Origin of the sequence: Nocardioides sp. zg-DK7169 (assembly GCF_013155365.1) — a bacterium.
Taxonomy (GTDB): Bacteria; Actinomycetota; Actinomycetes; order Propionibacteriales; family Nocardioidaceae; genus Nocardioides.
In genome coordinates this window covers 101106-123376 of sequence record NZ_JABJRA010000006.1, presented here as the reverse complement: position 1 = coordinate 123376, position 22271 = coordinate 101106, and the positions used below count along the sequence as shown (strand labels likewise).

Sequence of the window (22271 nt, the reverse complement as noted above, 5' to 3'; positions counted from 1 at the left end):
GACGGGGTTGTCGGGGATGTGAGGGGAAACGACGCGCGGCACCGGAGGTGACGCGGTCCACGGGCGGCCATCGGGCTCACCCGACCTTGGTGGTGCCCTTGCAGGAGTACGCCGTGCCGCCCGAGGGCACCCAGCGCCCGCCCTTGAGCTCGAGGAAGCGCCAGCAGTCGCCGGTCCGCTTGGCCCCGACGTTCTGCGGCGCGTGCAGGCCGTTGGCGTCCCACTTGGCGACCCCCTTGAGGTCGGCGACCAGGGTGGAGCGGCTGAGCTTGCCGCCCAGCGCGGTGGAGCGCTCGACGAACAGCCGCGCGGCCGACCAGGAGTAGAGGCCGAAGAAGCTGGGCTGCGCGCCGGGCTTCACCTGGTTGAGCCAGCTCAGGTAGAGCTGGAGCTCCTTGTTCTTCGCCTGCTCCTCGAACGGTGTGAAGTTCACGAAGATCTTGGTGCCCTCGACGTCGCCGCCGCCGCCCACGAACTCCTGGGTGTAGGCGGTCGGGTCGAGCATGAAGACCTCGGGCTCGAAGCCCTGCTGCTTCATCGCCTGCGCCATCCGCACGAACTGCGCGCTCGCGCCGATCATCTGGACGTACTCCACGCCCTTGTCCTTCATCGCCTGCACGTACGGCGCGTAGTTGAACTCCGCGACGTCCAGGCCCTGCACGTAGGTGAAGCTCATCCCCTGCTTGCCCATCGCGGCGGCCTGGTACTTGGCGTTCTCGCTCGCCGCACCCGCGTTGACGTAGAGCATCGCGGCCTTCTTCGCCGCGCCCGGGTGGTTGCGCACGACGTAGTCGGGCACCGCGTTCTGGAACTCGGTGGCGCTGGTGGACTGCGCGCCGAAGCAGGTCGAGCAGGAGGCCCGGTCGGCGGTGACCGCCGCGGAGCGGATGTCGGGCAGGCCGCAGCCCTGCGCGGTGCTGGAGCCGCCGGAGTCGAAGGCCGACATCGAGCCGATCATCGCGAAGGTCGTGTCGCAGGCGTCGGTGTAGGCGGTCTGGTTGGCGCCGGCGTCGCTGCGGCTGTCGTAGGTCTTCAGCTCCAGCTTGCGCCCGCACAGGTCGGTGGTGGCGTTGAAGTAGGCGACGTAGGCGCGCACGGCGTCCTGGCTGGCCTCGAAGAGGCCGGGCACGGGGCCGGAGACGTCGGCGGCGTTGCCGATGACGATCTTGTCGGCGGTGATGCCGGTCTGGTTCTTGAAGCCCTGGCAGCTGCCCGCCTTGACCTCGCCGGTCGGCGCGTTCTCGCCGCCGCCCTGGGTGCCGCCGCCGGGTGCACCTCCCTCGCCGCCCCCGCCGCCCCCGCCGCCGCCGGCACCGCTGCCGGGGTCCGAGCCGGAGCCGGTGGAGCCGGTGGAGCCGTCGGGCGCGCCGGTGCTGCCGGGGGCCCCGGCGCCGCCGGGCACCGAGCCGTCGGCGAGCGGCTGGCCGTTCTCGCCGACCGCGCCCGCCCCCTGGCCCGCGGAGCCGGCGGTGCCGAGCACCGTCTCCGGCTCGAGCTGGGAGCCGCAGGCGGCCAGGACCAGGCAGAGCACCGCCGCGGCGGCGGCTGCCGGCGCAGCGGCGCGCGGACGTCGACCGGTTGTCGGGCGAGCGGGACGGGCCACGGGATCCTCCAGCAGAACTAGAACAGGTACCAGTTCATGAACGAGGTCCCACGGCAAAGGTGACGGCCGCCACTCGAAAAGGTCGCCGGGTCGGCGTGTCGCCCCGCAACGGGGTCGACGCCGCCCGGGGTGGAGCCCGGGTCAGTCGCGGTCGAGCTCGACGTACGGCGCCACGTCGAAGCGGCCGTTGGTCTGCAGCTCGACGAGCTGGATGCCGACCGGGCGTCCGTCGCGGTAGGTGATCAGGCTGACCTGGGCCGGCCGGCGGATCTTCGAGCCGATCGCGATGGCGTACGCCGCGCCACCGGTGGTGCCGTTGGTGTAGCTGTAGCCGACCGCGCCGTCCTCGGCCACGACCCGCTCGGGCCCGACGTCGACGTGCAGGTGGCCACCCACGACGAGGTCGACGCAGCCGCGGCGCAGCGCCTCGTCGCCGAGGTTGGCGTCGTGCACCAGCATCGTGCCGATCGGCTCGCCCTCGTCCTCGGCCGCCTCGCAGGCGGTGTCGGCCAGGCGTGCGGCGACCTCGTCGAAGCTGAGGCCGGTCTCGTCGCGCCAGCTGCCCAGGCCGCTGGAGCGCGGGTCGTCGACGCCGAGGATCGTGGAGCCGCCGGGGCCCTCGACGATCTCGCCGTCGAGCATCTGCCAGCCGTCGGAGACCAGCCGGTCGCGCACGAAGTCGCCGTGGTCGTGGTTGCCCGCGACGCCGTAGCGGCGCTCGTCGTACGGCTCCTCGTCGAAGGCGGCGGTGAGGGAGTCCAGGGAGAAGCCCTCCCACTCGGCGCCGGTGGAGGTGTCGTCGCCGGCGTTGAGGACCGCGGTCGCGCCGGCGGCGTCGCCGATCGCCCGGGCCACGGCGTCCATGCCGATGTTGTCGTGGCGGTCCGAGATCAGCAGCGCGACGCTCTCGTCGGGACCGGGCCGGCGCAGGTCGAGGTCGCTCGCCTTCTCCTCCGCGGCGAGGTAGAAGGCCTTGCTCTTCTCGTAGGTGTCGACCGCGCTCTCGAGCAGCCGGCGGGTCTGGGCGGTGGTCACGTCGCCGCGGACCTCCAGGTCGGCGGCCTCCTCGGGGATCGGCACCTGGGAGCCGAGGAACGCGCCGAGGGTCATCCAGCGGTCGGTGTCCTCGGGCGGGCCGTCCTCCCACGGCGCCCACAGCCCGACCACGAGCACGGCCGTGGCGCCCATCGCCACCGCGCCCTGCCAGGTCGGCACCCGGCGGAGCAGCTCGCGGCGCCGGCGGGGGCCCAGCAGCAGCCACACCCCGACCGGGATCGCGGCCAGCAGCGCGCCGCGCACCGCGGACTCCACGGCGACGTCGACGACCGTGGCCGCGAGCCGGGCCCGGATGCCGTCGGGCTGGCTGGCGATGTAGCCGTAGCGCTCGAAGAGCGCGTCGGTGGAGGAGGCGTCGGTCTTGCCGAGCTGGAGCTCCACGCCGATCCGGCTGCCGGAGTCCACCCGCAGGTCGGGCAGGACCGGGCCGGTCAGCAGCACCACCTCCCCGGAGAAGTCCGGGTTCAGCACCGCTTGGTGACCGGCGACCGAGACCGCCCTGGAGCTGCCGAGGAACTGCCCCAGCCCGAGGGCGAGCGCGAGCACCAGCCACACCACGACGTACGCCGCGACGACGAGCGGTCGCCGGCTGCGCCGGGCGGCGCTGGTGGCGTCGCCCGGCGTTGCGTGCTCCTCGGTCGGGCCAGGAGCGGTCGGGTCAGCGGGCGGCACGCGCCTCGGCGACGGCGTAGAGGGTGACGCTGGCGGCGACGCCGGCGTTCAGCGACTCCAGGGAGTTGGCCATCGGGATCGAGACCAGCTGGTCGCAGGTCTCCGCGACCAGGCGCGAGAGGCCCTCGCCCTCGGAGCCGACCACCACGACGAGCGGGCCCTCGGCCAGGCCGTCGGGCGCGACCAGCTCGCGCAGCGTGATGTCGCCGTCGGCGGCCAGGCCGACGACCATGCAGCCCGCCTCCTGGTAGGCCTTGATCTGGCGCACCAGGTTGACGGTCTGGGCCACCGGGATCCGGGCCGCGGCGCCGGCGCTGGTCTTCCAGGCGGCGGCCGTCATGCTCGCGGAGCGGCGGTCGGGGATCACGACGCCGTGCGCGCCGAACCCGGCCGCGGAGCGGATGACCGCACCGAGGTTGCGGGGGTCGGTGACGTGGTCGAGCATCACGATCAGCGGCTTCTCGACGTTCTCGGCCGCGAGCTCGAGCAGGTCGTCGGCGTGGGCGTACTCGAAGGCCGGGACCTTCGCGGAGATGCCCTGGTGGACCGCGACGCTGGTGATCTTGTCGAGCTCGGAGCGGGCCACCTCGAGCAGGGCGATGCCGCGCTCGGCGGCGAGGCGGAACACCTCGCGCAGGCGGGCGTCGCGCTCGGTGCCCTCGGCGACGTACACGCCGATGACCGGGACGCCCTCGCGCAGCGCCTCGACGACGGGGTTGCGCCCGACGATCCACTCGGCGTCGCCGGAGGTCTTGCGGCGCGGTCGGCCGCCCTGGCCGCCGGAGCGCTCGGCGCGCTTGGCGTCCTTGTAGGCCTGGTGGTAGGGGCGGTCCTTCGCCTTCGGCGTCGGCCCCTTGCCCTCCAGGCCGCGGCGCACGCGCCCGCCCGAGCCCACGGTCGGGCCCTTGCTGGTCTTGCGGATCGCGCCCTTGCGCTTGCTGTTCCCTGCCATCAGGCGAGGCTCCACTTCGGTCCGTCGGGTGTGTCGGTGACCTCGACGCCGGCCGCCTTGATCCGGTCCCGGATCGCGTCGGCGGCGGCGAAGTCCTTCGCCGCGCGGGCCTGGGCCCGCTGCTCGAGAAGGCCGGCGACGAGGACGTCGACGGCATGGGTGAGCTGGTCGTCGTTGCCCGCGGGCGCGCCCCAGGCGGGGTCCGCGGGGTCGAGGCCGAGGACGTCGAGCATCGCGCGGACCTCGCCGGCCCGCTCGCGGGCGCCGGCCTCGTCGCCGGCGGCGAGCAGGCGGTTGCCCTCGCGGACGGCGTCGTGCAGGGTCGCGACGGCGGCGGGGGTGCCGAGGTCCTCGTTCATCGCCTCGGTGAAGGCGGTCGGCACGCCGGTGGCGCCGGGCTCGCCGGCGGGCACCCGCTCCAGGAAGCCCTCGATGCGCCGGAAGCCGGACGCGGCCTCCTCGAGCGCCTCGAAGCTGAACTCCACGTGGCTGCGGTAGTGCGCGGCCACCAGGTAGTAGCGCAGCTCGATGCCGCGGAAGCGCTGCAGCACGGCCGGGATGGTCAGGCTGTTGCCGAGCGACTTGCTCATCTTCTCGCCGGCGGTGGTGATCCAGGCGTTGTGCATCCAGTACGACGCGAACTGCTGGCCGGCCGCGCGGGACTGGGCGAGCTCGTTCTCGTGGTGCGGGAAGCGCAGGTCCATGCCGCCGCCGTGGATGTCGAAGGCGGTGCCGAGGTACTTGCCGGCCATCGCGGAGCACTCGATGTGCCACCCCGGGCGGCCGCGGCCCCAGGGGCTGGGCCAGGAGGCGGTCTCGGGCTCGGAGTCCTTGCGGCCCTTCCACAGGGCGAAGTCGCGGGGGTCGCGCTTGCCGCGCGGGTCGGCGTCGCCGGCGGGCTCCATGTCGTCGATGCCCTGACGGGTCAGCGCGCCGTACTCGGCCCAGCTGCGGACGTCGAAGTAGACGTCGGCGGAGCCGTCCTCGGCGGCGTAGGCGTGCCCGCGCTCGATGAGCAGCTCGATCAGCTCGACCATCTCCGGGACGTGCCCGGTCGCCAACGGCTCGTAGGTCGGCGGGGCGACGTTGAGCGCGGCGTAGGCGGCGGTGAGCCGGCGCTGCATGTCGTAGGCGAGGTTGTACCAGGGCCGGTCCTGGTCGGCCGACTTCGCCAGGATCTTGTCGTCGACGTCGGTGACGTTGCGGATGAAGGTGACCTCGTAGCCGAGGTGGCGCAGCCAGCGCTGGAGCACGTCGAAGTTGACGCCCGAGCGGACGTGCCCGACGTGCGGCTCCGACTGCACCGTGAGACCGCAGACGTAGAGACCCGCCTTCCCCTCCTCGAGGGGGACGAAGTCACGGACCTCGCGGGTCGCGCTGTCGTAGAGCCTGAATGTCACCGGGCCAGTCTAGGGAGGGCGCTCGTCCGGGACCGCATCCGTGCGCCGCCCGCGGCCCGTGGGGCCGCTCCGGTTGACTGGTGTGACAGGTGGGACAGGAGTGACCAATCGTCGTATCGTGGGCCGGGTGCGCCTTCCCCTCGCCGCTGCCCTTGCCACCAGCCTCGTGACCCTGACCGGGCTGGTCCCGGCCTCGCCCGTCTCGGCGGCCGACGGAGCCTCGCCCGGGCCGTCGCTCGTGCCGGTGTCGGCGGGTGCGACCGCGCGCAGTGCCGCGCGGCAGGTCGACCTGACCCGCTGGCGCACCCCGGCCGAGCTGCGCCGCGGCACCATGCGCGGCACGACCGTGCACGCCGGCAAGGTGGTGCTGTCGCAGCCGAGGGCGACGCGGCGCCTGGACGGCACGCGGTACGACGCGGGGACCTGGTTCTCGCCGTGGACCGCGCCGGGCTTCGACTACTCCGAGCTGATCGCGTCGTGGTCGGCGCGCACCCCGGCGGCCTCGCTGGTCGAGGTCAGCGTGCGCGGCCGGGCGCCCGACGGCACCCGCTCGAGCTGGGACGTGCTGGCCCGCTGGGCCGCGCACGACCAGCACGTCAAGCGCACCACCGTCTCCGGTCAGGACGACGACCTCGCCTCGGTCAACGTCGACACCTGGGTGGCCCGCCAGCCCGCCGGGCTGCGCTCCTGGCAGCTGCGCGTCACGCTGCTGCGCAAGGCCGGCACCGCCGCGAAGCCCAAGCTGGTCTCGGTCGGCGCGATGTCCTCGCGGCTGCCCTCCGGCCCGGTCACCACCTCGCGTCCCGGCAAGGCCCGCGGGGTGGTCCTCGACGTGCCCCGCTACTCCCAGATGACCCACCAGGGTCACTCCCCGCAGTGGGGTGGCGGCGGCCAGGCGTGGTGCTCGCCCACCTCGACCTCGATGGTGCTGGGCCACTACGGCCGGCTGCCCAAGCCGGCGGCGTACTCGTGGGTGGGCGCGGGGCACACCGACCCGTGGGTCGACCACGCCGCGCGGATGACCTACGACCACGCCTACCGCGGCACCGGCAACTGGCCCTTCAACACGGCGTACGCCGCGAGCCTGGCCGGCGACGCCTTCGTCACCCGGCTGACCTCGATGGTGCAGGTGGAGCGGTTCATCCTGGCCGGCATCCCGGTGGTGATCTCGGTGTCCTTCGGCCGCGGCGAGCTCTCCGGGGCGCCGATCTCCGCGACCAACGGCCACCTGCTGGTCGTCGTCGGCTTCACCGAGTCCGGCGACGTGGTCGTCAACGACCCCGCCTCCCCCACCCGCGACGGCGTGCGCCGCACCTACTCCCGCGCACAGCTGGAGAACGTCTGGCTCCCCCGCTCCGGCGGTCTCGCGTACGTCATCCGCGACGCCGCCCACCCGCTCCCCTCGCCCTCCCCCGGCAACTGGTGACCCGGGCCCCCGGTCGCTGACCGGGCGGACCTCGGCGCGGCCGCCCAGCCCGGCCCCGGCTCAGGCCTCCTCGAGCACCTTCACGCCGGCCTCGTGCCAGCCGGTGGCGCCGTCGGGGACGGGCGGGGCCTCGACGCCGGTCTGCACGTTGCCGTCGCGGTCGATCGCGCGCACCCGGAGCGTGTGCTCGCCCGGCGCGAGGTCGAGGGTGGTCGCCCACTGCACCCAGGTGTCGACGTTCGGGACCTCGGCGAGGGTGGTCGGCTCCCAGGGCCCGCCGTCGACGGCGATCTCGACGGCCGCGATCCCGGTGTGCTGGGCCCAGGCGACGCCGGCGACCCGGAACGGCCCGGGCGGCACCTCCTCGTTGCGGGGCACGTCGATGCGCGAGGCGATCTTGACCGGGCCGCGCTCGGCCCAGCCGCGCTGGGTCCAAAACGCCTCGACGTCCTCGAAGCGGGTGACCTCGAGGTCCACGACCCACTTGGTGGCCGAGACGTAGCCGTAGAGGCCCGGCACGATGGTGCGCACCGGGAACCCGTGCTCCAGCGGCAGCGGCTTGCCGTTCATCGCGACCGCCAGCAGCGCGTCGCGGTCGTCGGTGAGCGCCTCGAGCGGCGTGGCGCAGGTCCAGCCGTCCTCGGAGGTCTGCAGGACCGCGTCGGCGCCGGGTCGTACGCCGGCCTCCGCGAGCAGGTCCGCGACCCGCACGCCGCTCCACCAGGCGTTGCCGACGAGGGTCCCGCCGACCTCGTTGGAGACGCAGCTCAGGGTGATCCAGGCCTCCGTGGTGCGCCGCGCGATCAGGTCGCCGTAGGTCAGCACGATCTCGCGGTCCACCAGGCCGTGGATGCGCAGCGTCCAGTCGGCCGGCTCGATGGTGGGGACCGCGATCGCGGTGTGGATCAGGTAGAAGTCGTCGTTCGGGGTGTGCCACGGCGTCACGCCCGGCACGTCCACGCGCACCCCCGGCGGCACCTCGGGCAGCGTCACCCCCGGGAGCTTCAGCAGCCGGCGGGTCTCCTCGACGTGGCGCCGCCCGCGCCCGATGCCGCGTCCGACCGTGCCGAGCACCACCGCGACGGCGGTCATCAGCCCGGCGCGCAGCAGGAAGGTGCGCCGGGTGTGGTCGTGCACCTCCCCCGGCGTCGCGCTGAGGCCGCGGACCACGAACGGGTCCCGCGCGGGCGCCTCGTGCGGCTGGGCGAGCGCCGAGGCCGCGCGGTCGCGGCGGCGCAGCGGGTCGGTGAGCAGCGAGAGGCAGACCAGCCAGGTGACCAGGCCGGTGGCGACCGGCACCAGGTCCACCGTCGTCGCGTTGTGCTGGGCGATCACCGCCCAGCCGCCGAGCCCGGCGAGCACCGCGAACACGATCGTGGGGGCCCACCAGGTGCGCCCGGCCAGCCGGCCCGCCCACGCGAAGGTCGCCAGGAGCGCCAGCATGATGACCAGCAGCAGCACGCTCTTGTCGTGCTCGCCGAGGTAGCGGACGGCGTACTCCGCGACCTTCCCCGGCGTCCAGGCGATCACCCGCTCGGCCACGGCGACCACCGGGGAGTCGCGGATCGTGAGGGCCATCGCCACGGCGTAGCTCGTCGCCAGGCCGGCGACACCGGCCACGATGCCGGCGATCGACCAGGTGCGGGATGTCGTCACAGGGGCGATTGTGGCGCACGGCATGATCCTCGTGTGGACCACGCCCCCGCCCCCGAGCCCTCTCCCGCCGCGTCGTCGCCCTCCTTCCCGTTCCGCACCGGCGTCGGCACCGACGTGCACCGCCTGGTCGACGGCGTCGAGATGCACCTCGGCGGGCTGTCGTGGCCCGAGGAGACCCAGGGCCTGGCCGGCCACTCCGACGCCGACGTCGCCGCGCACGCCGCCTGCGACGCGCTGCTCTCCGCCGCCGGGCTGGGCGACCTCGGCACGAACTTCGGCACCTCCGAGCCCGAGTGGGCGGGCGCCTCGGGGGCCGCGCTGCTCGCCGAGACGGTACGCCGGGTGCACGCGGCCGGCTTCGCGGTCGGCAACGTCGCGGTGCAGGTGATCGGCAACCGCCCGCGCATCGGGGCCCGCCGTGCGGAGGCCGAGGCGGCGCTCACCGCGGCCGTCGGCGCCCCGGTCAGCCTCTCGGCCACCACGACCGACGGCCTCGGCCTCACCGGCCGCGGCGAGGGCGTCGCGGCGATCGCGACCGCGCTGGTGATGACCGCGCGCTGACCCCGGGCGGCCCTCAGGCCGCGCGGGAGCGGGCGGCGCCGGCGCGGAAGCGGCGTACGACGAGGTCGGCCACGAACCGGTGCGTCCCCACGACGTCGGCCACCACCGAGGCGCCGGCGGCGTGCGCGAGCGCGCGCACCTGGTCGGCGTCCGGCCCGGGCGAGAGGAGGTACGGCGAGACCGCCACGCGCCGGCGCAGCACCTGCTCGGGGCGCGGGCCCGGGCCGGTCAGCGTCGCCAGCTCGACCGGACCGGTCCAGCTCTGCGCCAGCAGCTCGCGGGCACGCTCGAGGTGCTCGGCGATCCCGGGCCCCTGCGCGCCCAGCGCCACCATCACCACCGGCGTGCCCGGTCGGGCACCCGCCCGCACCAGCCGCGCCGCCTGGGCGGCGGCGAGGAGCGGGTGGGGCCCGATCGAGGCCACCGACAGGTCGTGCGCGGAGGAGAGCAGCAGCGGCACCGTGATGCCGCCGGGACCGCTCGGCCCCGGCTCGTAGGACACCGTGCCGGGCACGCCCAGGGCGTGCGCCGCCCGCTCGGTCACCTCCTCGGCGACCGCGTTGACCGCGTCGTCCGTGCCGGTACGCCGCGCGAGCGTCACCAGCCGTCTCATCGGCACCGTCACCACTCTCCCCCTCCTTTCCGGCACTCGTCTCCGGCCGCTCAGGCCGCGTCGTCCTGCTTGCGGGACCCGACGAGCACCACCCCCTCGACCACCTTCACGGCGTACGCCGGGACGGAGACGTGGGCGTCCTCCAGGCACCTGCCGCTGCGCAGGTCGAAGGCGTGACGGTGGGCCGGGGAGGCCACGAACGGCACCTCCCCGCGCCGGCCCACGATCCCGCGGGCGAGCACCGAGGCCTTCGCGAACGGGTCGTGGTTGCCGAGCGCGTAGATCCGGTCGTCGCCCGTGCGGAAGATGGCGACGGCCTGGCCGTGCACCAGCGCCGTCGCCCCCCTCTCGACCTCCAGCTCGGCGACCTGGCACACCGGCTGCCACTCCTCGGTCGAGACGCGCGGCGGGGTCATCGGGGCGGCCCCGGGGCCGGGGATCGTCGGCGGACGGGTTCGCGGCACCTGGGTTCGCCGAGCGCGCGGAACGGGGGCGGATGGTTCGGGGGGAGCGAGCACATGGGGCCTCCTTCGGCTCCCGAACGTAGGTCCGCCGTGTTCGACGCCTGTTTCGCCATGTAACGGTCAGGAAAACCCTCACCGCGGACGCCGGCCCGGCCGCGCGGCTCCGCGGGCCGCCGGACGGTAGCCTCGACGGCCGTGAGCACCATGCCAGCGTCCGCCGTCGTCGTCCTCGGAGCCGGGTCCGGCTCCCGGGTGGGCGCCGGGACCAACAAGGTCCTGCTGCCGCTGCACGGGCGCCCGGTGCTGGCCTGGTCGCTGCGCGCGGCGCTCGAGCTCCCCGGCGTACGCCGCGTGGTGCTCGTGGTCCGCCCCGGCGAGCTGGAGGCGGTGAGCGAGGCCGTGGGGCCGCACCTGGAGGACCGCGAGGTCGTCGTGGTCACCGGCGGCGCCACCCGGCACGCCTCGGAGTGGAGCGCGGTGCGCGTGCTCGCCGCGGACATCGAGGCCGGGGCGGTCGAGGTGGTCGCCGTCCACGACGGGGCCCGGCCGCTGGCCGACGCAGGCCTGTTCGAGGCCGTGGTCCGCGCGGCGCAGGTCCACGGCGGCGCGCTGCCGGTCGCTCCCCTGTCCGGGCTCATCACCACCGACCTGCGCGCGGTGACCGGCGAGCTGGCCGGCGTGCAGACGCCGCAGGCGTTCCGGGCGCGCGAGCTGCTCACGTCGTACGTCGCGGCGGGCGGCGACGGCTTCGAGGCGACCGACACCGCGGGTTGCCTCGCGCGCTACAGCGACGTGCGGATCGCGGCCGTGCCGAGCGGGCCGCGCAACCTCAAGATCACCTTCCCCGAGGACGTCGCCCTCGCGGCCGCGCTCCTGGCCTGAGCTGCCCGACCTGCTCGAGCGGCCTCAGCGCAGCTCGCCGAGCAGGTCGGCGGTCCCGTCCTCGGGCCGGGTCAGCGCCTCCAGCACGCGCACGTCCTCCTCGCTACCCACCCGCCGCGCCGTCGCCGGCGCCTCCACGGGCACCACGGTGTGGTGGCGGGCCAGCGTGTCGACGAGGGCGGCCAGGTCGTCGCCCGGCCAGTCCGGCAGGGCGGCGACCACCGAGGCGGGCAGCACCACCGGGGAGACGACGGCGAGCAGACCGGAGCGGTCCACGGTCTCGCCGACGAACCCGGACTCGACGTGCTTCACGGTGTCGGTGACCGGGCGCACGCCCACGACGACCACGTCGTCCTCGACCGCGCGGGTCACGCAGCCGGCGACGAACTCCGCGGGCGTCATCGGGCAGAGCACGTCGTGGAGCACCAGCGGCTCCCCGGTCTCCTGCACCGCCCACCAGGGGGTGCCGAGGTCGAGCGCGGTCACCTGGGCCTCGCCGAGCGCCCACGAGGCGCAGGCCACGAGGGCCTCGCCGTGCAGGAGCGTGAAGGGCAGCGCCCCGCGGCCCTCGTCGAGCACCACCCCGAGCGCCGGCAGCGCGTCGGATCGCCAGTCGTCGTCCAGCTCACCCATGACGTCCACCGTAGGGGCGCGGCGGTCGCGAACGCCGACGGCCCCCGGGTCTGCACCCGGGGGCCGTCGTCGTGCCCGCGCCGTACGGCTCAGCAGGCAGGGTGGATCAGGAGGCGAGCACCTCGTCGAGGATGGCCTCGGCCTTGTCCTCGTTGGTCCGCTCGGCCAGGGCCAGCTCGGAGACGAGGATCTGGCGCGCCTTGGCCAGCATCCGCTTCTCGCCGGCCGACAGGCCGCGGTCCCGCTCGCGGCGCCACAGGTCGCGCACGACCTCGGCGACCTTCATGACGTCGCCGCTGTGCAGCTTCTCGAGGTTCGCCTTGTAGCGACGCGACCAGTTGGTCGGCTCCTCGACCTGGGCGGCCCGAAGGACGTCGAACACGCGGTCGAGGCCCTCCTTGTCGACGACGTCGCGAACCCCGACGAGGTCGAGGTTGTCGGCCGGGACACGGACGACCAAGTCCTGCTGCGCAACGATGCGCAGGACGAGGTACTCCCGGTCCTCTCCCTTGATCTTGCGGGTCTCGATGTTCTCGATGACCGCGGCCCCATGATTCGGATAGACGACCGTTTCGCCGACGGTGAAAGACATATGTCAGGTTCCCCTTCCTAGGGAACCAGTCTAACACGTGTCAGCCCCCGCCTCCGAGACGTTTCCGCAGGTCAGGGCACCAGAGCACCCAGTTGGAGGCTTGACAGGCCGCTGGGGAGTGTGGTGGAGACCATCTCGTGGGTTGGGACGAAACCAGGAAAACCGCTGGTGAAAGCGGTAGTTACACCTCCTCGCACCCCCCGTGACCGATACTGCCGGGCATGGCGAAACCCATGCCCTGGCGCCGGCGTACGACGGTGGTCGAGGCGGGCGACACCGGTCCCGCACCCGTCCCGCCCGCCTTCCCCTTCCCGGTCGACCCACCCGCCCCCGAAGGCCCGACGCAGCCGCGCCGGCGCCGGGTCGCCGACGCGGTGCCGCTGCTCCTGCTGCGCGCCGCGCACGGCAAGCAGGCGCTGCTCACCGCGGCCGGGGTCGCGCTCGCCGCCGCGGTCGCCGGACGACCCGGCCGCGAGGTGGGCGTCGTGTTCGCGACCGTCCTGGTCGGCCAGTGCATCCTCGGCTGGCACAACGACCTCGTCGACCGGGACCGGGACCGGCGCCACGACCTGCCCGGCAAGCCGATCGCCCAGGGGCTGCTCGACCCCGGGACCGCGTGGTTCGCGCTGCTGTGCGCCGTGCTCCTCGTCGTACCGCTGTCGGTGGCCACGGGGGTGACCGCGGGGCTGTGCTACCTCGCCTCGCTCGCGATCGGCATGGTCGGCAACCTGGCGCTGCGCCGCGGGCTGCTGTCCTGGCTGCCCTGGGCGGCCTCCTTCGCGCTGTACCCGGCGTACCTCTCCTACGGCGGGTGGGGCGGGGCCGACACCGGCTCGGCCCCCGAGCCCGTGATGGTGGTCCTCGCGGCGTTCCTGGGGATCGGGGTGCACGTGCTGCGCGCCGTGTGGGGCCTGGTGCCGGACAACGCCGACGGCTGGCGCTCGCTGCCGCTGCGCCTGGGCCTGCGCCTGGGCGCCTCACGGCTGCTCACCGTCACCACGATCTACCTGCTGCTCGTCCTGGGCGGTCTGTGCGTGGCCGGGGTGCAGGTCGGGCTGAGCCGCTGAACCACCCCGGTCCGCCGGGGGCCGACCCGGCCGAGCCGGGGGTTTCACGGGCGCTAGGCTGTGGACGTTCTGCCCGCTCGACCACGAAGGCATCAGAATGCACCTGCGCCGCAAGCTCACACTCGCCGTGAGCGCCACCGTGCTGGCCGTCCCCGTCCTCAGCTCGTGCGGGTTCGACTACGCGACCGACCGGGTCTACACCCCGGCCGCCGGCACCAACAACCGCGACGAGACCGTGGACGTCGTCGGCGCCGTGGTCGTCGCCTCCCAGCCCGGTCGCGGCACCTTCGTCGCCGGCCTGTCGAACAACGACCCCGACGAGCCCCGCACCCTGGTCTCGATCAACGGCGAGGGCGTCGACGTCAAGGGTCCCCAGAACCTCGAGATCCCGGCGCGCGGCTACGTCAACCTCGCCGACGAGGACGTCCACCTCGACGGCGACGTCGCCGCGGGTGGCCACGTCACCCTGCAGCTGGAGTTCGACCAGGGCGAGACGGTCGAGCTCGACATCCCCGTCATGACCAACTGCGACGCCTTCGAGGGTGCGGACACCTCCGTCAAGGACGGCGCCTCCGACGAGGAGCTGGCCGAGGCCTACTCCTGCGAGTTCCCGGAGGCCGGGCACAGCGAGGGCGAGCACTGATGGCCGCCACGCTGATCCTGCTGCGCCACGGCGAGAGCGAGTGGAACGCCAAGAACCTCTTCACCGGCTGGGTCGACGTGGCCCTGACCGACAAGGGTCGCGGCGAGGCCGAGCGCGGCGGCGTGCTGCTGCGCGAGGCCGGTCTGCTGCCCGACATCGTCCACACCTCGCTGCAGCGCCGCGCGATCACCACCGCCGCGATCGCGCTGGACGCCTGTGACCGCCACTGGATCCCGGTGAAGCGCTCCTGGCGCCTCAACGAGCGCCACTACGGCGCGCTCCAGGGCAAGGACAAGAAGCAGGTCAAGGACCAGTACGGCGAGGAGCAGTTCATGCTCTGGCGCCGATCCTTCGACACGCCTCCCCCGCCGCTCGACGACGCCGACGAGTACTCCCAGGTCGGCGACCCGCGCTACGCCGACCTCGGCGCCGAGATGCCGCGCACCGAGTGCCTCAAGGACGTCATCGCGCGCTTCCTGCCGTACTGGGAGAGCGAGGTCGTCCCCGACCTGCGCGCCGGCCGCACCGTCCTGATCGCCGCGCACGGCAACAGCCTGCGTGCGCTGGTCAAGCACCTCGACGGCATCAGCGACGAGGACATCGCCGGGCTGAACATCCCCACCGGCATGCCGCTGCGCTACGAGCTCGACGACGACCTGAACCCGACGGTGCCCGGTGGCGTCTACCTCGACCCCGCGGCGGCCGCCGAGGCCGCCGCGGCGGTGGCGAACCAGGGTCGCTGACCCAGCGACGCTCTCCGGGCGCGCACGACACCGCGAGGTAGTTCGTGACGTTAGGGACTGTGGATAACGTTCTCCACACTCCCTAACGTCATGAACTACCGGCCATTTCGGGGTGGTCCACGCGTCGAGCGACCACTCCGGGCCGCCCCGCGCTCACACCTCGACCGAGCGCGGGTCCTCACCGGTGACGACGAAGACGACGCGGTGGGCGATGGAGACCGCGTGGTCGGCGATGCGCTCGTAGTAGCGGCCCAGCAGGGCCAGGTCGACGGCCGCCTCGACGCCGTGCGGCCAGTCCTCGGAGAGCAGCTGGGTGAAGCTGCGCCGGCGCAGCTGGTCCATCTCCTCGTCGGCGCGGCCCAGCGCGATGGCGGCGGCGACGTCGCGGCGGGCGATCACCCGGCGTACCTCGCTGACCATCGTCTCGGCGACCTCGGCCATCCGCTCGATGGTGGGGCGCACGTCGTCGGGGACCGCGACGTGCGGGACCCGCAGGCGCGCCACCTTCGCGACGTGCACCGAGAGGTCGCCCATCCGCTCGAGCTCGCTCACCATCCGCAGCGCGGACACGATGGTGCGCAGGTCGCGGGCGACCGGCTGCTGGAGCAGCAGGAGGGAGAACGCCGTCTCCTCCACCCGTTCGCGGGCGGCGTCGATCGCCTCGTCGGCACTGATCACCCGCTCCGCGACGGCGGCGTCCCCGGTCAGGAGGGCCACGGTGGCGTCGTGCACCGCGGTCCGCACGTCGTCGCAGATGCTGGCGAGGTCGCCGATCATCTGGTCGAGCTGGTCGTTGAAGACATCACGCATGAGGGCGACCGTAGCCACTGGAGGTGACCTCTCGGGGTGACCTCGTGAACGACAGGTGAACGTTGCGAAGCCGGGGCGTTCGCGGCGCGGGGCGGTCGCGGCTCGCCGTACCCTTGACCCGTGGACCCAACGACCCAGGCGTTCCTCGCCGCCGTCATGGGGGCCATCGTCGCCGGAGGCGCCGTGCTCGCCTGGCACATCAGCGACCGCCAGCAGCGCCGGGTGACCCCCGCCGAGGAGCCGCTGGTCCCGCCGGGCGTCGCCACCGTGCTCTCGGTGCTGCGCAGCAGCGCGGTCGTGGTCGACGAGGCCGACGTGGTGCTGAAGGCCTCCGCCCCGGCGTACGCCCTCGGGCTGGTGCGCGGGCACCGACTGGCCTCCGACGACCTCGCCGAGATGGTGCGCCAGGTGCGCCGCGACGGCGAGATCCGCGACACCGAGCTGGTCATCGAGCGGCGCGGGGCGCCGGTACGGCACGTGACCGCGCGGGTCGCCCCGCTGAGCCCCCGGCTGGTGCTGGCGCTCGTCGAGGACCGCACCCGCGAGCGGCGCGTCGAGGCGGTTCGCCGCGACTTCGTCGCCAACGTCAGCCACGAGCTGAAGACGCCGGTCGGCGCGATCCGGCTGCTCTCCGAGGCGGTCGCCGAGGCCTCCGACGACCCCGAGGCCGTGGTCCGCTTCGCCTCGCGGATGCTCACCGAGAGCGATCGGCTCACCGCGCTGGTCCAGCAGATCATCGAGCTCTCCCGCCTCCAGGCCGACGACCCGCTCGAGGCGCCGTCGGTGGTCGACCTCGACGACGTCGTCAACGCCGCGGTCGACACCAGCAAGATCGACGCGGAGTCCCGCGGCATCCGGGTGCACACCCGCGGTACGCCGGGCCTGCAGGTCTTCGGCAGCCACGAGCAGGTCACCGCCGCGGTCACCAACCTGGTCGCCAACGCCATCGCCTACTCCGAGCCCGACTCCTCCGTGGTCGTCGGGCGCAAGGCCACCGAGGACGGCACCGTCGAGGTCTCGGTCGTCGACCAGGGCATCGGCATCCCCTCGCACGAGATCGACCGGATCTTCGAGCGCTTCTACCGTGTCGACCCCGCGCGCCACCGCTCCACCGGCGGCACCGGGCTCGGCCTGTCCATCGTCAAGCACGTCGCCGCCACACACGGAGGGGAGGTCCGGGTGTGGTCCATCGAGGGCCAGGGCTCCACCTTCACCCTGACGCTCCCCCAGCACTTCGGTGCCGAGATGAAGCAGGAGGACCGCCCGTGAGCCGGGTACTCGTCGTCGAGGACGAAGAGAGCTACAGCGAGGCACTCGCCTACATGCTGCGCAAGGAGGGCTTCGAGGTCGCGGTCGCCGCCGACGGCCACGCCGCCCTCACCGAGTTCGACCGCAACGGCGCGGACATCGTGCTGCTCGACCTGATGCTGCCCGGCCTGCCCGGCACGGAGGTGTGCCGCCAGATCCGGGCCACCTCCAACGTCCCGGTGATCATGGTCAGCGCCAAGGACGACGAGGTCGACAAGGTGGTCGGGCTCGAGCTCGGCGCCGACGACTACGTCACCAAGCCGTACTCCCCCCGCGAGCTCGTCGCCCGGATCCGCGCCGTCCTGCGCCGCGGCCAGGAGCCCGAGGCCGCCCCGGCCACGCTGGAGGCCGGGCCGGTGCGCATGGACGTCGAGCGCCACATCGTCACCGTGGACGGCCAGGAGCAGCGGCTGCCGCTGAAGGAGTTCGAGCTGCTGGAGATGTTCCTGCGCAACCCCGGCCGGGTGCTCACCCGCGGCCAGCTGATCGACCGGGTGTGGGGCTCGGACTACGTCGGCGACACCAAGACCCTCGACGTCCACGTCAAGCGGCTGCGCAGCAAGCTCGAGCCGGACCCGAGCGACCCCCGCTACCTGGTCACCGTGCGCGGGCTGGGCTACAAGCTGGAGCTGTAGGCCTCGGCCGGCCCGGGCGCCGAGGCCGGCGTCATGCGGGCGGCGGCGCCCACCTGGCCGGATCCCGCGCTGCCGCGTCCGGAAACCGCGTGCGGGGCGGAGCCCGGGGTTCCTAGGATCGATCGGTGCGAACCCCTCTCCACGGCGCCACCGGCCCCGGATCCCCCGCCCCCGCCCCGCGTCGTACGACGGCCTCGGCCACCGCGGCGCCGGGCTGGCTGCCGCTGGCCGCGGTGGCGGTGACCCTGTTGTGCTGGGCCTCGGCGTTCGTGGCGATCCGCCACCTGGCCGACGACTTCTCCCCCGGCGCGCTGTCGCTGGGACGCCTGCTCGTCGGGGCGCTGGTGCTGGCAGCGGTGGCGCTGCCGCAGGGCCTGCCGCGGCCCACGCGGCGCGAGTGGGTCTCGATCGTCGCGATCGGCGTGCTGTGGTTCGGCATCTACAACGTCGCGCTCAACGAGGGCGAGCACCGCGTCGACGCGGGCACCGCGGCGATGCTGATCCAGGTCGCGCCGGTGCTGATCGCGCTGCTCGCCGCGATGTTCCTCGGCGAGCGGTTCACGGCGTACCTCGGCCTCGGCCTGGCCCTCGCCTTCGCCGGGGTCGCGCTGATCAGCCTGTCCTCCTCCGAGGGTGGCGAGCGGGACCTGGTCGGCGTGCTGCTGTGCCTGCTCGCCGCGGTCGTCTACGCGATCAGCCTGGTGCTGCAGAAGCCGCTGGTCGCCCGCCTGTCCGGCCTGCACGTGACCTGGCTGGCGTGCACCGTCGGCGCGGTGGCGTGCCTGCCCTTCGCCGGCAACCTCCTCACCGAGGTCGCCGACGCGCCGCTCGGCTCGACGCTGTGGGTGGTCTACCTCGGCGTCTTCCCCACCGCGATCGCGTTCACCACCTACGCCTACGCGCTGTCGCACATGAGCGCGAGCAACCTCGGCGTCACGACCTACCTGGTGCCGCCGCTGACCATCGTGATGGGGCTGCTGTTCCTCTCCGAGTCGCCGCCCGCGATGGCGTACGCCGGCGGCGCGCTCGCCCTGGTCGGGGTCGCGGTCGCCCGGCGCAAGCCGCGCGCGACCCGGGTGCCTCGCGAGGCCGCGCCGGAGTCGGGCCCGGCCTAGTTCTGGCTCGGCTCCTCGCCGGCCTCGAGCCAGCCGCGGAAGGCCTCGAGGTTGTGGGTGGGCTCGCCTCGCAGCTTGCGCCACTCCCACTCCTTGCGGATCGAGGAGGCGAAGCCGAGCTCGAGGATGGTGTTGAAGGAGTCGTCGGCGGCGCTGAGCACCGCCCCGAGCACCCGGTCGAGCTCCTCGGGGCTGACCGCGGCGAGCGGGAGGCGCGCGTCGAGGTAGATGTCGCCGTGGGTGTCGAGGGCGAAGGACACGGCGTACAGGCGCAGGTTGCGCTCCAGCAGCCAGCGGTAGACGCGCTCGTGGTTCTCGTCGGGGCGCCGGCACACGAAGGCGTGCACGCCGAGCGCGTGCTCGCCGACGTCGAGCCGCACCGCGGTCTGGAGCTTCTTCTCGCCCGGGAGGGCGAAGGAGAAGAACCCGGGGCGGTCCTCGTCGTACTCCAGGCCGGAGGCAGTGAGGTGCTCGCGGACGACCGCGGCCGCGTCGTCGGCGCTCACCGGACCGGCTCGCGCATCAGCGCGCCCGCGCGGCGGTAGACCTCGAGGGTGCGGCTCGCGGTGGCCTCCCAGGAGAACTCCCGGGCCTGCTCCAGGGCGCCGGCCTCGAGGCGGACCCGCAGGTCCTCGCCGAGCACCTGCGAGAGCGCGTCGGCCCAGCGCCCGGCGTCGTGGCCGTCCACGAGCAGGCCGCTGTGCCGGTCGCGCACGACGGTGGTGAGGCCGCCGACGGCCGCGGCGACCACGGGGGTGCCGGTAGCCTGCGCCTCGGCGGCGACCAGCCCGAAGGACTCGTTGTACGACGGGACGGCGACGGCGGTCGCGGCGGCGTACCAGCGGGCCAGCTCGGGCTGGGTGACCGGCGGGACGAAGCGGACGACGTCGGCGATGCCCAGGTCGCGGGCCAGCGCGGCGAGCGACTCGGGGCGCTCCAGGCCGGTGCCGGAGGGACCGCCGACGACCGGGACGATCAGCCGCGAGCGCAGGCCGGGCGAGCGCTCGAGCATCACCGCGACCGCGCGCAGCAGCACGTCGGGGGCCTTGAGCGGCTGGATGCGCCCCGCGAAGAGCAGCACGTGCGCGTCGGCCGGCAGGTCGAGCTCGCGGCGGGTCGCGGCGCGGTCCAGCGGGCGGAAGACACCGAGGTCGACGCCGGGGTGGACGACCTCGACCCGGCCCGGGTCGGCGTCGTAGAGATTGATCAGCTGCTTGGCCTCGAGGTCGGTGTTCGCGATCAGCATGTCGGCCGCGGCCACGACCTGCTCCTCGCCGATGATCCGGGCCATCGGCTCGGGGGTGTCCCCCGTCGCGAGGGCGTCGTTCTTGACCTTCGCCATCGTGTGCATCGAGTGCACCAGCGGGACGCCCCAGCGGTCGCGGGCGAGCGCGCCGACCTGCCCGGAGAGCCAGTAGTGGGAGTGCACGGCGTCGTAGTGGCCGAGCGGCTGCGCGGCCTCGGCACGCATCACCTCGCGCGCGAACACGCACAGCTGGGCGGGCAGCTCGGCCTTGGTGAGGCCCTCGAAGGGACCTGCCGGCACGTGGTGCACGGCGATCCCGTCGCCGGCGGGGACGACCTGCGGCAGTGCCGAGCTCGTGGCCCGGGTGAAGATGTCGACCTCGACGCCCTGGTGGGCCAGCCGGCGGGCGAGCTCGATGACGTAGACGTTCATCCCACCCGCGTCACCGATGCCGGGCTGGTCCAGCGGCGAGGTGTGCAGGCTGATCATCGCCACGCGCCTGATGTCGTCGCGAGTGTCCTCCACGCCTGTCCTTCCTCGGGGTCAGCGGTCCATCGGGGCGAACGCCCGAGACCGCCCGCAGATTCCCGGCGTGTCCATGATCCGGGAACCGCGCGCCCCTCCGGCATCGGCACCACCCTTCGAGATCACCCGCCGGGATCGCGCGAAGTCGACAGATCTACTGCACAATGGCGCCGTGAGCACTTCGGAGAACACCCCCCAGACCCGCACCGCCGTCGTCACCGGGGCCAGCAGCGGCATCGGCGCCGCGACCGCGCGCACCCTGGCCGCCGCCGGCTACCACGTCTTCTGCGCCGCCCGCCGCGCCGAGCGGATCGAGGCGTTGGCCGCCGAGATCGGCGGCACCGCCGTGGTGTGCGACGTGACCGACACCGACGCCGTCGCCGCGCTCGCCGAGCGGGTCGGTGGGCGCCTCGACGCGCTGGTCAACAACGCCGGAGGTGCCTTCGGCATGCGCCCGGTCGCGGAGGCCGACAGCGACGAGTGGCGCCGGATGTACGAGATCAACGTGGTCGGCCTGATGCAGGTCACCCGGGCGCTGCTGCCGGCGCTGATCGCGAGCGGCGCGGGCGCGATCCTCAACGTCGGCTCCACCGCCGGGCGCACGGCGTACGAGGGCGGGGCGGGCTACACCGCCGCCAAGCACGGCACCAAGGTGGTCACCGAGACCCTGCGCCTGGAGCTGTTCGACCAGCCGGTGCGGGTCATGGAGATCGCTCCCGGGATGGTGCACACCGAGGAGTTCTCCCTGGTGCGCTTCGGGGGCGACCAGGAGCGCGCGGACGCGGTCTACGCCGGGGTGGCCGAGCCGCTGGTCGCCGAGGACGTCGCGGACGCGATCGGCTGGATGATCACCCGGCCGCCGCACGTCAACATCGACGAGCTGGTCATCCGCCCCCGCGCCCAGGCCGCACAGCACAAGGTCCACCGGGTCGGCTGAGCCAGAGCCCGGCGATCACGAGCAGCGCGCCGGCGGCGGCGTCGAGGAGGTAGTGGTTGGCGGTCACGACGACCGTCACGGTGGTGAACAACGGGTGCAGCAGCCACAGCGCCCGCCACCTGCCCGGCGTGATGCTCATCAGCACGATCGCCAGCAGGAGCGCCCAGCCGACGTGCAGGCTCGGCATCGCGGCGTACTCGTTGGCGAGGCCGGCGAACGGCGAGCCGCCGTAGACGCTGGTGCCGGCCCTCTGCCCGGTGTCGACCATGCCGGAGGCCTCGAGCAGCCGCGGCGGGGTCACCGGCCAGACGATGTGGATCACCATCCCGGCGGCGGTGGCCAGCACCAGCGCCCGCTTGGCCCAGTAGTAGACATCTCGGCGCCGCACGTAGAGGTAGACCAGCACCGCGATCGTGACCGGGAAGTGCAGCAGGTAGTAGCGGTCGGCGAGCCCGACGAAGTGGTGCACGCCGAGCGCCCACGACTGCATCGACGCCTCGTCCGGCAACTGGAGCGCGGTCTGGAAGCGCAGGATGGCCAGGGCGTTGTCGTCTGCCGAGGCGACCCGGCCGGTGGCGATCACCCGTCCGACGTTGTAGACGGCGAACAGGACCAGTACGGAGACAACCTCCAGCGCTGCCGGTCGCAGCACTTGGAGCGCGACGGCAGACCGAGGGACGCGGATGTCGGTACTCACCACCCTGAATTGTGCCAGTCGGCGCCCCCTCGGCG

General features: G+C 73.7%; 23 protein-coding genes. 10 read left to right on the top strand and 13 right to left on the bottom strand.

From position 1 onward, the window contains the following. Positions 1-76: 76 nt before the first annotated feature. The 4 genes from HOQ23_RS11340 to cysS all read right to left on the bottom strand — a co-directional run bounded on the left by HOQ23_RS11340 (position 77) and on the right by cysS (position 5683). Complete coding sequence (locus HOQ23_RS11340) at positions 77-1603, bottom strand: ABC transporter substrate-binding protein (RefSeq protein WP_172214707.1); 1527 nt, start codon at positions 1601-1603, stop codon at positions 77-79. Positions 1604-1744: 141 nt separating this feature from the next. Further along, a complete protein-coding gene (locus tag HOQ23_RS11335) occupies positions 1745-3331 on the bottom strand; it encodes a metallophosphoesterase (protein ID WP_172214706.1) in 1587 nt (528 codons plus the stop codon). After that, complete coding sequence (rlmB, locus tag HOQ23_RS11330) at positions 3318-4283, bottom strand: 23S rRNA (guanosine(2251)-2'-O)-methyltransferase RlmB (protein WP_172214705.1); 966 nt, start codon at positions 4281-4283, stop codon at positions 3318-3320. The genes HOQ23_RS11335 and rlmB overlap by 14 nt, the downstream gene beginning before the upstream one ends. Further along, positions 4283-5683 (bottom strand): cysteine--tRNA ligase, encoded by a 1401-nt coding sequence (gene cysS / locus HOQ23_RS11325; protein ID WP_172214704.1) that lies wholly within the window; start codon positions 5681-5683, stop codon positions 4283-4285. The genes rlmB and cysS overlap by 1 nt, the downstream gene beginning before the upstream one ends. 127 nt (positions 5684-5810) lie before the next feature. Here cysS and HOQ23_RS11320 point away from each other — a divergent pair, with 127 nt between their 5' ends. After that, on the top strand, positions 5811-7109 hold the full coding sequence (locus HOQ23_RS11320) for a C39 family peptidase (RefSeq protein ID WP_172214703.1): 1299 nt from the start codon (positions 5811-5813) through the stop codon (positions 7107-7109). Positions 7110-7169: 60 nt separating this feature from the next. Here HOQ23_RS11320 and HOQ23_RS11315 read toward each other — a convergent pair whose 3' ends face one another. Then, entirely contained in the window at positions 7170-8765 is a 1596-nt protein-coding gene (locus HOQ23_RS11315) for a molybdopterin-dependent oxidoreductase (RefSeq protein WP_367650463.1), read from the bottom strand. Positions 8766-8798: 33 nt separating this feature from the next. On the opposite strand from HOQ23_RS11315, the gene ispF reads away from it, so the two are divergent. Continuing rightward, the gene (ispF, locus tag HOQ23_RS11310; RefSeq protein ID WP_172214701.1) at positions 8799-9326 is read left to right on the top strand and encodes a 2-C-methyl-D-erythritol 2,4-cyclodiphosphate synthase; all 528 of its coding nucleotides are present in this window, start codon (positions 8799-8801) and stop codon (positions 9324-9326) included. A gap of 13 nt (positions 9327-9339) precedes the next feature. Here ispF and HOQ23_RS11305 read toward each other — a convergent pair whose 3' ends face one another. Continuing rightward, a complete protein-coding gene (locus tag HOQ23_RS11305; protein WP_172214700.1) occupies positions 9340-9939 on the bottom strand; it encodes a sirohydrochlorin chelatase in 600 nt (199 codons plus the stop codon). Positions 9940-9989: 50 nt separating this feature from the next. Continuing rightward, on the bottom strand, positions 9990-10355 hold the full coding sequence (gene nirD / locus HOQ23_RS11300; RefSeq protein ID WP_172214699.1) for a nitrite reductase small subunit NirD: 366 nt from the start codon (positions 10353-10355) through the stop codon (positions 9990-9992). A 252-nt stretch (positions 10356-10607) separates the two neighbouring features. On the opposite strand from nirD, the gene HOQ23_RS11295 reads away from it, so the two are divergent. Then, positions 10608-11285: a 2-C-methyl-D-erythritol 4-phosphate cytidylyltransferase gene (locus HOQ23_RS11295; protein ID WP_172214885.1), complete on the top strand. Its 678-nt coding sequence runs from the start codon at positions 10608-10610 to the stop codon at positions 11283-11285. Positions 11286-11309: 24 nt separating this feature from the next. On the opposite strand, the gene HOQ23_RS11290 is transcribed toward HOQ23_RS11295, so the two are convergent. Continuing rightward, positions 11310-11918 carry a 2-C-methyl-D-erythritol 4-phosphate cytidylyltransferase gene (locus HOQ23_RS11290; protein WP_172214698.1) on the bottom strand — a complete coding sequence of 203 codons (609 nt, stop codon included), beginning with the start codon at positions 11916-11918 and terminating at the stop codon, positions 11310-11312. A gap of 106 nt (positions 11919-12024) precedes the next feature. Further along, positions 12025-12510, bottom strand: coding sequence for a CarD family transcriptional regulator (locus HOQ23_RS11285; RefSeq protein ID WP_166134120.1), 486 nt, complete (start codon positions 12508-12510; stop codon positions 12025-12027). A 221-nt stretch (positions 12511-12731) separates the two neighbouring features. Here HOQ23_RS11285 and HOQ23_RS11280 point away from each other — a divergent pair, with 221 nt between their 5' ends. The 3 genes from HOQ23_RS11280 to HOQ23_RS11270 all read left to right on the top strand — a co-directional run bounded on the left by HOQ23_RS11280 (position 12732) and on the right by HOQ23_RS11270 (position 14963). Next, positions 12732-13577 (top strand): UbiA family prenyltransferase, encoded by an 846-nt coding sequence (locus HOQ23_RS11280; protein WP_172214697.1) that lies wholly within the window; start codon positions 12732-12734, stop codon positions 13575-13577. Between the two features lie 127 nt (positions 13578-13704). Beyond that, positions 13705-14220, top strand: coding sequence for a hypothetical protein (locus HOQ23_RS11275; RefSeq protein ID WP_172214696.1), 516 nt, complete (start codon positions 13705-13707; stop codon positions 14218-14220). Then, positions 14220-14963 (top strand): phosphoglyceromutase, encoded by a 744-nt coding sequence (locus tag HOQ23_RS11270; protein ID WP_172214695.1) that lies wholly within the window; start codon positions 14220-14222, stop codon positions 14961-14963. The genes HOQ23_RS11275 and HOQ23_RS11270 overlap by 1 nt, the downstream gene beginning before the upstream one ends. A 153-nt stretch (positions 14964-15116) precedes the next feature. Here the strand turns inward: HOQ23_RS11270 and phoU are convergent, their stop codons facing one another. Beyond that, complete coding sequence (gene phoU, locus HOQ23_RS11265) at positions 15117-15773, bottom strand: phosphate signaling complex protein PhoU (RefSeq protein WP_172214694.1); 657 nt, start codon at positions 15771-15773, stop codon at positions 15117-15119. 120 nt (positions 15774-15893) lie between these two features. Here phoU and HOQ23_RS11260 point away from each other — a divergent pair, with 120 nt between their 5' ends. From HOQ23_RS11260 to HOQ23_RS11250, 3 genes are all read left to right on the top strand, one after another. Next, a complete protein-coding gene (locus tag HOQ23_RS11260) occupies positions 15894-17042 on the top strand; it encodes an ATP-binding protein (protein WP_172214693.1) in 1149 nt (382 codons plus the stop codon). Continuing rightward, positions 17039-17716, top strand: a complete 678-nt coding sequence (locus tag HOQ23_RS11255) for a response regulator transcription factor (RefSeq protein ID WP_172214692.1) — start codon at positions 17039-17041, stop codon at positions 17714-17716. Before HOQ23_RS11260 ends, HOQ23_RS11255 begins: the two co-directional genes overlap by 4 nt. 125 nt (positions 17717-17841) lie before the next feature. Further along, positions 17842-18831 carry a DMT family transporter gene (locus HOQ23_RS11250; RefSeq protein ID WP_172214691.1) on the top strand — a complete coding sequence of 330 codons (990 nt, stop codon included), beginning with the start codon at positions 17842-17844 and terminating at the stop codon, positions 18829-18831. Here HOQ23_RS11250 and HOQ23_RS11245 read toward each other — a convergent pair. Both HOQ23_RS11245 and mshA read right to left on the bottom strand, forming a co-directional pair. Then, positions 18828-19337 carry a YbjN domain-containing protein gene (locus HOQ23_RS11245; protein ID WP_172214690.1) on the bottom strand — a complete coding sequence of 170 codons (510 nt, stop codon included), beginning with the start codon at positions 19335-19337 and terminating at the stop codon, positions 18828-18830. The two genes, HOQ23_RS11250 and HOQ23_RS11245, sit on opposite strands and share 4 nt — an antisense overlap. Next, positions 19334-20566 carry a D-inositol-3-phosphate glycosyltransferase gene (gene mshA / locus HOQ23_RS11240; protein WP_172214884.1) on the bottom strand — a complete coding sequence of 411 codons (1233 nt, stop codon included), beginning with the start codon at positions 20564-20566 and terminating at the stop codon, positions 19334-19336. The genes HOQ23_RS11245 and mshA overlap by 4 nt, the downstream gene beginning before the upstream one ends. A 208-nt stretch (positions 20567-20774) precedes the next feature. Between mshA and HOQ23_RS11235 the strand changes: the two genes are divergently transcribed. Further along, a complete protein-coding gene (locus tag HOQ23_RS11235; RefSeq protein ID WP_367650462.1) occupies positions 20775-21539 on the top strand; it encodes an SDR family NAD(P)-dependent oxidoreductase in 765 nt (254 codons plus the stop codon). Here HOQ23_RS11235 and HOQ23_RS11230 read toward each other — a convergent pair. Beyond that, positions 21487-22191 carry a phosphatase PAP2 family protein gene (locus HOQ23_RS11230; protein WP_172214689.1) on the bottom strand — a complete coding sequence of 235 codons (705 nt, stop codon included), beginning with the start codon at positions 22189-22191 and terminating at the stop codon, positions 21487-21489. The two genes, HOQ23_RS11235 and HOQ23_RS11230, sit on opposite strands and share 53 nt — an antisense overlap. Positions 22192-22271 lie beyond the last annotated feature (80 nt).

What these genes read in the sequence shown, in the direction of transcription:
- rlmB (WP_172214705.1), bottom strand. Translation starts at nt 4,283, where the DNA reads ATGGCAGGGAACAGCAAGCGCAAGGGCGCGATCCGCAAGACCAGCAAG.
- HOQ23_RS11305 (WP_172214700.1), bottom strand. Translation starts at nt 9,939, where the DNA reads ATGAGACGGCTGGTGACGCTCGCGCGGCGTACCGGCACGGACGACGCG.
- nirD (WP_172214699.1), bottom strand. Translation starts at nt 10,355, where the DNA reads ATGACCCCGCCGCGCGTCTCGACCGAGGAGTGGCAGCCGGTGTGCCAG.
- HOQ23_RS11295 (WP_172214885.1), top strand. Translation starts at nt 10,608, where the DNA reads ATGCCAGCGTCCGCCGTCGTCGTCCTCGGAGCCGGGTCCGGCTCCCGG.
- HOQ23_RS11290 (WP_172214698.1), bottom strand. Translation starts at nt 11,918, where the DNA reads ATGGGTGAGCTGGACGACGACTGGCGATCCGACGCGCTGCCGGCGCTC.
- HOQ23_RS11285 (WP_166134120.1), bottom strand. Translation starts at nt 12,510, where the DNA reads ATGTCTTTCACCGTCGGCGAAACGGTCGTCTATCCGAATCATGGGGCC.
- HOQ23_RS11280 (WP_172214697.1), top strand. Translation starts at nt 12,732, where the DNA reads ATGGCGAAACCCATGCCCTGGCGCCGGCGTACGACGGTGGTCGAGGCG.
- HOQ23_RS11270 (WP_172214695.1), top strand. Translation starts at nt 14,220, where the DNA reads ATGGCCGCCACGCTGATCCTGCTGCGCCACGGCGAGAGCGAGTGGAAC.
- phoU (WP_172214694.1), bottom strand. Translation starts at nt 15,773, where the DNA reads ATGCGTGATGTCTTCAACGACCAGCTCGACCAGATGATCGGCGACCTC.
- mshA (WP_172214884.1), bottom strand. Translation starts at nt 20,566, where the DNA reads ATGATCAGCCTGCACACCTCGCCGCTGGACCAGCCCGGCATCGGTGAC.